This is a genomic window from Limnothrix sp. FACHB-406 (genome assembly GCF_014698235.1).
Classification (GTDB): domain Bacteria; phylum Cyanobacteriota; class Cyanobacteriia; order CACIAM-69d; family CACIAM-69d; genus CACIAM-69d.
Window position 1 is genome coordinate 83056 of record NZ_JACJSP010000019.1, and the last position, 8698, is coordinate 91753.

The following is an 8698-nucleotide window of genomic DNA, read 5'->3' on the forward strand; positions in this document are numbered from 1 at the left end:
AGTGCCCCCCAATCCTTGCCAGACATCCCCTAAGCACAGGGCAGCAATTCCACCGACAGATCCGCCCGAATTCGGAGAGGCAAACCAGGGCGATCGCCCAAATCTTGAAAGGACAACACACAAGTGGAAGGGCCATCGCTCAACCAGCCCCAAGACCCGCCCGCCAGTTCATCCACCGAGGTTTGGAGCAACCGGCGAGTTTCTTGCCAAGCCTGAGCCAAAGCCTCCTTGCCCCCCGTGGTTGGCGTGCCCAAATAGGGATTGTGGTGAATAAAACGACCAAAGAGCCACTGGCAATCGGCCGCATATTTTTGCGTGTCCAGCAAATGGCAGTGCCACACTTCATCCACGTCCTCGCTGGGTACAAGGGCCATGTGAGGATAGCGATCGATGGCTCGTAAAAATTGCAAATAGCCTTGCAACGCTGGGATTGCACGCTCCATCGACCAACCCAACCCATGGGTTGCATCCGTGAGTTTGAACAAAATCGGTCGCCAGTCAATTTGTCGCAAGCGTCCGTGAATCGAGCTGGTCCCGTGGGAATTGTTAGCCAGAGGCTGGGTGCTCATGGTTTGATCAGATGGAGCGGTGGCTGGATCTGAGGTGAACTGCGGCTGGGCAACAGAATAATCACTAGCAATCCCCTGCGTTGTCATGGGTTAGCCTCCCGTAATAATGAGCCAATGGGCCAGAAAAAATAAGCTGAAGAAAATGAACCGGAAGTTGCTCACCGGCAGTAATCAGCCCAGGAAGAATGCACCGGGAGTTATTCACCGGGGGGCATTCACCGGAAGTCGTTTACCGAAAGTAATCAGCCAGGCAACATGCAACTGTGGCTTCTATTAATCGGCTAAGTCCCAGAAACTTATGCAGACCCGTTAGGGGGGATCACCAAAGCGGCTGCAATCTTGATTCCATCGTCAATTGTTAATTAGCCCTCTTATTCCACCGATTCCCTCTCGTTCCTAGGAGCGGCAAACGTGGCTCGATCGATCAACTCAAACTCAATAGATTCCCCAGACTCCCCAAATTCTCCCGACCCAGCGGATCCGGCGGATCCTGACCTGGCGCTGATCCGGCTGCTGCGCCAACTTCAGCCCCCCAAGTCCCGGAACCGCAAACGGGCCCTTGAGCAGTTATTGGCCCTAATTCCCAAGCTGCCGGGTCTGCGGAAAGATTCACACCCGGACTATTTGGAAGCGCTGAACCTGGCGTTGGAATATGTCCAAAAGAACATCGCTGCCTTTCGGTGCGACTTAGACCACAGCAGCCCGGAGTTGGTGCGCCGACGATTTGTGACCTGGGTGAATGGTCAGTTGAAGTATCGAATTATTGATCTCTATCGCCGCGCCAAAATGCCGCTCAATGCCCTCAGCTTGGATGCTCCGGTGGGAACTGATCGGGGCGATCGCGCTAGTTCCACATTGGGAGACTGCGTGCCGGCCGGGTTGCGCTTAGATGGCATTGAAACCCTGATTGAACAGCAGCAACGTCAAACTGTGCAGCGCCAAGGGTTGCTGGTGGAGCTTTATATTGAGCGAGATCCAGAAGGCCGCCTGAGTGGTTGTTGTGGCATGAAGGATCCACAGCTTAATTGTCAGTTCTTGGCTCAGTCGATTTTGTTGCAGACTCGGGGCGATCGGGTGGAGCGACAACCGCCCGAGAAAAAGGTGACTTGGCGTTCTTTAGCTCAGCAGTTGCAAATGAATGAACAAACAATTCATAGTCACTGGAAGCGACGGTGCTATCCCATGTTGCAGGCGATCGCCCAGGAGATTTGCACCCAGCCAACCCAATTTATGGAATTACTAGGCTTGATCACCCCCAAAACAGGAGCGCCGTAATGGACTGGGATCCACTTATCCTGTCTTTGGATCAGGCCGATCGGCAAAGGGCCTTGGCCCAAGCGGGTCAGGCGGCCAACCCCCATCAAGGACGAGCGGTATTGTTGGAAAGTTTGGCGATGGATGCGTTGGGGCATCTTTGGCAGTGGTTGGCCCTTGAACCGTCGGGTGAGTTACAGCCGGTTTCCAGGCTGCCTGGCGAGGTGGCTTGTTTGGCCGTGCCGCAAGTGGGTTCGATCGCCCTGTTGCCCTTTGTGATGGAGTCCCAAACCGAAGCACCAGGGGCGGCACAAACCCCGAAGGTGCAAGACTCCAGCATCCTTGAGCCGTTGGCCATGCCGCTAGATTGGCCCGATCATGTGGTGGCCTTTGTGCCCGTGGGAATTAATGCGCAACTGACGGAGGCTTGGCTCTGGGGCTGGTTGGCCGTGGGCGATTTGCCCTTGCCACCCCATGCGCCAGAACGATTACCAGTGACATCGCTTCAGGATTGGGAGGCCTTGGAAACCTATTTGGCGCGGGTTCGATCGGGCTTGGTTTGGATTGCGGAAGCGACGGATCCGATCGCCCGTCAAACTCGCCAGGCGATCGCGCCAAAGCAACGGGCTGCTGTTGTGATGTACCTGGAGCGGCTTTACCAATCCACACGGAACCCATCACCTTCAGAGTCGCAAATTCCCGGGAATTTCAACGATCGACTGCCCGATCGATTAACTGAATGGTTTTCAACGAACTTACCCCCTAACCTGAAGCCCGATCGCGCGGAGGGGCCGGGAGCCGATGCCGATGCCGCCAGAGAGCTACCAGGAGGCACATCACGCCCTCCAATGACCTATGGGCAAAAGTCATCATCCTTAACGCCCCAAGTGCGCGATCGCCGGAGTTCCTATGGATCACAGCCTACGACTGGGGAGTCGGAAACGGCGGCAGACTGGGAAACCTTGCCCCTGCGCTTGCTCGATCGGCTGCGACAGTTGTGGGATGAGCAGACTTTTGAAGGGTGAAATGGAAATTAAGGCCATCAAACAAAAATCAAGAGGAAGCGGAATCGCCATAGCGCAATCGTTCAAGCTGCTGACGCACCGCATCATCCAGGCGACTGCTCAGGAAGCGGCCGCTGCTGGTTTGGGTCGATCGCTGCCGACGACGCACCTGTTGTTCCGCTAATTCAATGTCGTGGAGCAATTGCTGAACAGACATCCACTCAGCGCCGTAGCCGATCGTGGTCATCTGTTGGGCGCGATCGGACGTGGCCACAATCACGCGCCGACTGGCTCGATTCACTTCGCGGCTGTAGAGCGCACAGGCCCGTTCAATGTAAGTATCAGCCGTTTGCCCAAATTCCGTGTAATGCACCGTTAGGTGATCTGTGATGGTCTCCGCAGAAGCTCGTTCTGCTCGGTATTGGGCATCAAAGACCAGATAAGTTGCAAACGCCCGATAGGCACTATAGTTGCAAAGTTGCTGAATCAACTCCCAACGGGCTGCCTCCAAGTCGTCCCGTTCGAGGTGTCGGTGCATGGAGCATTTTCGCATTTGCGACCACTGACCAATGGCGTTGTAGCCATCGACGAAGAGAGTCGCTTCATGCGATCGGGCAGTCACAAGCGTTGCCTACACTTTGCTTACAAGGGTGGTTCGCAAACTATCTTAATACGCAGATTCCCCTTCAACCGTATCGGCCAATGCTTGTCAGATGTCGATGATGGGTGGATCATTGCCCGCTTGCCTTTTGTTTTCCACCCATGGCCGCTTCCAACCACTACGAAACCCTTCAGGTCGATCGCACTGCCACCGCCGCGCAAATTAAGCAGGCCTATCGGCGTTTGGTGAAGCAATTTCACCCGGACTGCAATCCTGATTTGCCCAACAATGACCTCATTGCCGCCATTAACGTCGCCTACGAAGTACTCAGCGATGACCAACGGCGTGCTGACTATGACGTGGCATTGCGCTATGGGCAATTCGATCGCCCCGACAATTGGAACCACCAGCCCTATGCGGCCGATCGGCAACGGGAACAACGCAGCACCACAGCCACGGAACAGCATCGCCAACAGCGGCGATCGCGCCAAACGGGTCGAGCCGCCGATGAAGACTTGGAACAATGGTTACGGCGGGTTCATACACCGATTGATCGCGCCATTCGCGAAATTGCCCGATCGCTCAAGGGAGCCGTGAACGCCCTTGCCGCCGATCCCTACGATGACGAATTGATGGCAAACTTTGAAGCCTATTTGGAACGGATGACCACGGCGCTCGATCGGGCCAAGGCCACTTTGCAATCCATGCCCAATCCCCGCAGCACCGCTGGCATTGCCGCCAATTTGTACTACAGCTTGAACCACCTGGGCGATGGGTTGGAAGAGTTAGCCTACTTCCCGCTGAATTATGACGAAACCCGGCTCCACGACGGCCAGGAGTTTTTCCGCAATGCCGAAGGGTTACGCCGAGAAGCTAAGGCCGCTGTTAATCAGTTGGGGCGTTAGGGTTGGGACGTTAGGGTTTGAGCGTTTGGTATGCGCATTTCGTGTGTGCATTTCGTGTCGGTATTTTGCATACACTTTACTTATTTAAAAACACTTTAAAACACTCATCTATTCAAAAATACTATTCAAAAAAGCTACGAATTATTTTGTTTAAATGGGCCAATTCTACAGGTTTAGAAAGATATTCATTAGCCCCAGCAGCCAAACAACGGGCCCGATCGCCAGCCATGGCGAAAGCCGTCAAAGCAATCATTGGGATATGAGCCGTTTGGGGATTTTCGCGAATGAGTTCCATAGCCTCCAACCCGTTCATTTCCGGCATTTGGATATCCATCAGAATCAAATCAGGCTGATAGTCAATTGCCATTTCAACAGCTTCCCGGCCATTGCCAGCTCGCAAGAATCGATAACCTCGATTAGTTAAATATCGGGCAATGGTTTGGGCATTTTCAAAATTATCATCGGCCAGCAAAATGAGCGGCGGAACAATTGGCAAGTGGGGAGAAATTTTCAGCGTTGGGGCCCACAAATTCACCAAATCTTCTCCCCTTAGTGGATCAAGATGATCTGCTCGATCGCGATCCGATCTTGATTCCGGTGTTGATCCTGAATCTGGCTCAGTTTCATCATCCAACTCAACAGGACTCTCAACATCATCCGACACGGAAATCAACAATGCGCTGGGAAGGTCGATCGTGAAACAACTGCCGAAGCCCACCCGACTGGTAACGCCAACTCGTCCACCATGCAATTCAACCAAGCGCTTCACTAAGGACAAGCCCAAGCCTGTTCCTTCGTATTGACGATTAAGCGCCTCATCCAGTTGCGTGAAGGGGTGAAACAACCGGTGAAAATCTGCTTCCGCAATTCCAATTCCAGTGTCAATGACAGCAAAGCGGATGAATGGATGATTAGGGTCTGGTAGCGACACTTGCAGCGTAATTGAGCCACCTTCAGAAGTGAATTTCACCGCATTGCTCAGCAAGTTCACGATCGATTGTTGCAGCCGTCGTTCATCCGCCATCAATTGCAAATTTCCATGGGTTGGTATCACCAACGGCAGATCAAGATTGACCGTAATGCTTTTCGCGATCGCCTGTTGTTTGACTAACGTTAGGCAAAACCGACAAAGCAGCTCAATATCCACTGGAGCCAGCTCAATTTCAAACTTGCCTTCTTCGATTTTCGATAGATCCAAAATATCTGTGATCAGAGCCAGCAAATGGCGACCATTCCGCTCAATGGTCTCCAGAGCATTGCGTTGCTCCTCCGTCACAGGGCCAAACATATCCTCTTTCAAGCATTCCGTAAAACCCAGAACGGAGTTGAGGGGCGTGCGCAATTCATGGCTCATGATCGCCAGAAAATTACTTTTTGCCCGATTTGCCTTTTCCGCATTACTGGCCGCTTGCAGAGCCGCTTCTTGGCTTCTTGCCAATTCATAGGTTCGCTTTTCTACCAACAGGTTCACCAAAATGGAGTTGCGAATTTGGGCGATCGAAAAAGCCCCCGTTAACCCCGTAATGAAAAACCCAGAAAGCAACACCACCATGGGTTCATTGGTACTTAATTCGCGAATATAAGCTTCCGTCGCCCAAAACCGAATTTCCCAAGCTCGTCCCCCAAAGCGAATCATTTGCTCTCGGGCCATGTAGGCATTTTTATTCTGTTGAGTCTCCTGAAGGTTAGACTGGTACAGCGTTTCCGAAAGCGGCTGATCATACAGGGTAAATTCAATTCCCTTGGAAACTAAATTCCGAAAAGAAGTTTCCAGCAAATCCCCCACTCGGAAAACAACAGATAAATAGCCAGACAGAGATTTTTGCCGATCGGCTGTGGTGGTTGGCAGCGGCAATTCATAAACCGGTAAATAGAGAATTACGCCCTGCTGTTGACCCGTTTCTTGGGCCAGTTTAATTGGCGGTGTGGCCGTTAAGCCGCCAGAGTCCCGAGCCAGCTCTAGAGTCCGAAGACGGCGACTTTCTGACCCTAAGTTGAACCCAAAAGCACGCTGATTTCCATTCAGCGGCTCGATATACAACACGGGGTAATAGGTTTCCCGATCGCGATCAGGAATCAGCCGATTATTTTCATCTCGTTGTTGAAATTGAAAGTTCACAAAGCCTTCTTCGCGAATGTAGGCTTCATATTTCGCCCGATCGCCCCGTTTCACCACCGGATTCCAACCAACGGCTTGGATGCCTCGAACTCGCTCAAAATAGGGATCCGTAAAGATTTTGAACTGTTGCCGACTCACCGGAATCAAACCCCGATCGCGGTCAGCCGTATCAAACAGCCCTTGCAAACTAAAGAGAATTTGCGTGGCCTTGTCCAAATTCTCGTGTAGCCGTTGAGTAATAATTTCCGTATCATTTTCAAACACAGCATAGAGGCGCTGTCGTTCCGCATTTTTTGTGATTTGAAAAGCCAAAATGGTGGAGATTAAAACCAACAAAGCTGGCAGAATATAGGACGCAAATTGTCGATCACGGTTAGACTCACGGTGTAGCTTCAAGACAATGCGTTGGCGCTTGAGCATATACACGATGCCAACGGGCAAAACCGCCAAAACTCCCAACGAATCACCAATCCACCAATTCCACCAAGACTCCAAAAACTGAGACCCAGTGATGGAATGGCTGGCGAGCAACACACCATTGCCCACCGTTGCTCCCACCATGCAACTGATGGGCCCCGCTAACACCAGTAGCGCCAGAATTCCTAAAAATTCTTCTCGCCAAATGGGATGCTTAAACAGTTTTTGTAATAAAACATTGCCAACATAGGCTTGCAAAATTGCGCCCAGAGCAATGCCAGCTCCCACCAAAACAATGCTGAGATTAATCGTGCCGATCGCCCTTGTGCCGATCAACACATTCAGGACAAAAGACCCTAGCCAAATGCCTAAATAGGAATATTTTTTCCAATACAAGGCAGCCAGCAAGGCGATCCCCGCTGCTGGCCAAACCGGCGAAGCATAGCCCGGTGGAATGGCAAAATAGCCCGACAATAAGCCGGTTCCACAATAGGCAACCGCAACTACGGCTGTCTTTTTCCAGAAGTCTCTAACACATCGTCTAATAACATCAGAAAGTTTCATGGGAGATGAACAGTTCAGTGTTGATCGATATCCCCTCTTCCTGATGGCTAAAAACTCTAATGCTTTCGATAACTATTGATAGCGTTGGTAGTGTTGATAGCCGCAGGCTGAATCTCGACGTTTAGAATTTTGACGTTTAGACGTTCAGACGTTTAAGCGTTTATAAGATGCTGCTTCCCCTTCAGCATTCACCCGATCGGTTCGCTAACTAGGCACTAGTGCTATCTGATCGAACGGGGAGCGAGATTGAATGACGATGGTTCCAACTGCCACGATCTTATCAGACTGGTTCAGAAGCTGTTGGCGCACTCAGGATCCATATTTGCGGTTAATGTGCGCAATTCAGGCTCCTATCTTCGATTTGAGGCACTTTTTAGCTCAATTGGCAGGGCCATCCCAACTTTTTCCAAGGGGCTTCTAAGGGGCGATCGCCCAGTTGAACTATCTACCAACGGTTTTCAGTCCTCGATTAAGACGCTCGGATTCGCCGATGCATCCACACAAACTCAGGGCTGCAATCCGCAATCATCCAACCAAACCCAACATTCCCAAAACACCCCCCAAACCAATCAAAAGGGGAGCAGCAAAACCACTCCCCTTTCCAGCAAGATTCAGTTGTGTTGTTGGCTCGATCGAGCGATCGAGCCAAGGCAGGTTTAGCCGTTGATTGCCGGAGCTTGCAGGGCAACCGGAGCTTCAGCGCCAGCAGCCAGATCCAGCGGGAAGTTGTGAGCATTACGCTCGTGCATCACTTCCATACCCAGGTTGGCGCGGTTGATCACGTCAGCCCAGGTGTTGATCACGTGACCTTGCGAGTCAACAACCGATTGGTTGAAGTTGAAGCCGTTCAGGTTAAACGCCATCGTCGAGATACCGAGTGCAGTGAACCAGATACCCACAACCGGCCAAGCACCCAAGAAGAAGTGCAGCGAGCGGCTGTTGTTGAACGAAGCGTATTGGAAGATCAAACGACCGAAGTAGCCGTGGGCTGCAACGATGTTGTAGGTTTCTTCCTCTTGACCGAACTTGTAGCCGTAGTTTTGGCTTTCCACTTCCGAGGTTTCACGCACCAGCGAGCTGGTCACCAAGGAGCCGTGCATTGCCGAGAACAGCGAGCCACCAAACACACCAGCAACGCCCAACATGTGGAAGGGGTGCATCAGAATGTTGTGCTCAGCTTGGAACACCAACATGAAGTTGAAGGTGCCCGAGATGCCCAAAGGCATACCGTCAGAGAACGAACCTTGACCGATCGGGTAGATCAG

General features: G+C 52.0%; 6 protein-coding genes and 1 pseudogene. 3 read left to right on the forward strand and 4 right to left on the reverse strand.

All coding sequences use genetic code 11. The features are described from left to right. Positions 1–29 precede the first annotated feature (29 nt). Positions 30–569: a glycine-rich domain-containing protein-like gene (locus H6G53_RS15710; RefSeq protein ID WP_190534584.1), complete on the reverse strand. Its 540-nt coding sequence runs from the start codon at positions 567–569 to the stop codon at positions 30–32. A 411-nt stretch (positions 570–980) separates the two neighbouring features. Here H6G53_RS15710 and H6G53_RS15715 point away from each other — a divergent pair, with 411 nt between their 5' ends. Continuing rightward, entirely contained in the window at positions 981–1844 is an 864-nt protein-coding gene (locus H6G53_RS15715) for a hypothetical protein (RefSeq protein ID WP_190534587.1), read from the forward strand. Then, positions 1844–2848 (forward strand): DUF1822 family protein, encoded by a 1005-nt coding sequence (locus H6G53_RS15720; RefSeq protein WP_190534589.1) that lies wholly within the window; start codon positions 1844–1846, stop codon positions 2846–2848. Before H6G53_RS15715 ends, H6G53_RS15720 begins: the two co-directional genes overlap by 1 nt. A gap of 28 nt (positions 2849–2876) precedes the next feature. Here the strand turns inward: H6G53_RS15720 and H6G53_RS15725 are convergent, their stop codons facing one another. Then, the gene (locus H6G53_RS15725; RefSeq protein ID WP_347278291.1) at positions 2877–3449 is read right to left on the reverse strand and encodes an NYN domain-containing protein; all 573 of its coding nucleotides are present in this window, start codon (positions 3447–3449) and stop codon (positions 2877–2879) included. 140 nt (positions 3450–3589) lie between these two features. Here H6G53_RS15725 and H6G53_RS15730 point away from each other — a divergent pair, with 140 nt between their 5' ends. Beyond that, the gene (locus H6G53_RS15730; protein WP_190534592.1) at positions 3590–4333 is read left to right on the forward strand and encodes a J domain-containing protein; all 744 of its coding nucleotides are present in this window, start codon (positions 3590–3592) and stop codon (positions 4331–4333) included. Positions 4334–4454: 121 nt separating this feature from the next. Here the strand turns inward: H6G53_RS15730 and H6G53_RS15735 are convergent, their stop codons facing one another. Further along, positions 4455–7433: a CHASE domain-containing protein gene (locus tag H6G53_RS15735; RefSeq protein ID WP_190534595.1), complete on the reverse strand. Its 2979-nt coding sequence runs from the start codon at positions 7431–7433 to the stop codon at positions 4455–4457. 656 nt (positions 7434–8089) lie between these two features. Further along, a pseudogene (locus tag H6G53_RS15740) lies at positions 8090–8698 on the reverse strand (photosystem II q(b) protein); the annotation flags it as partial.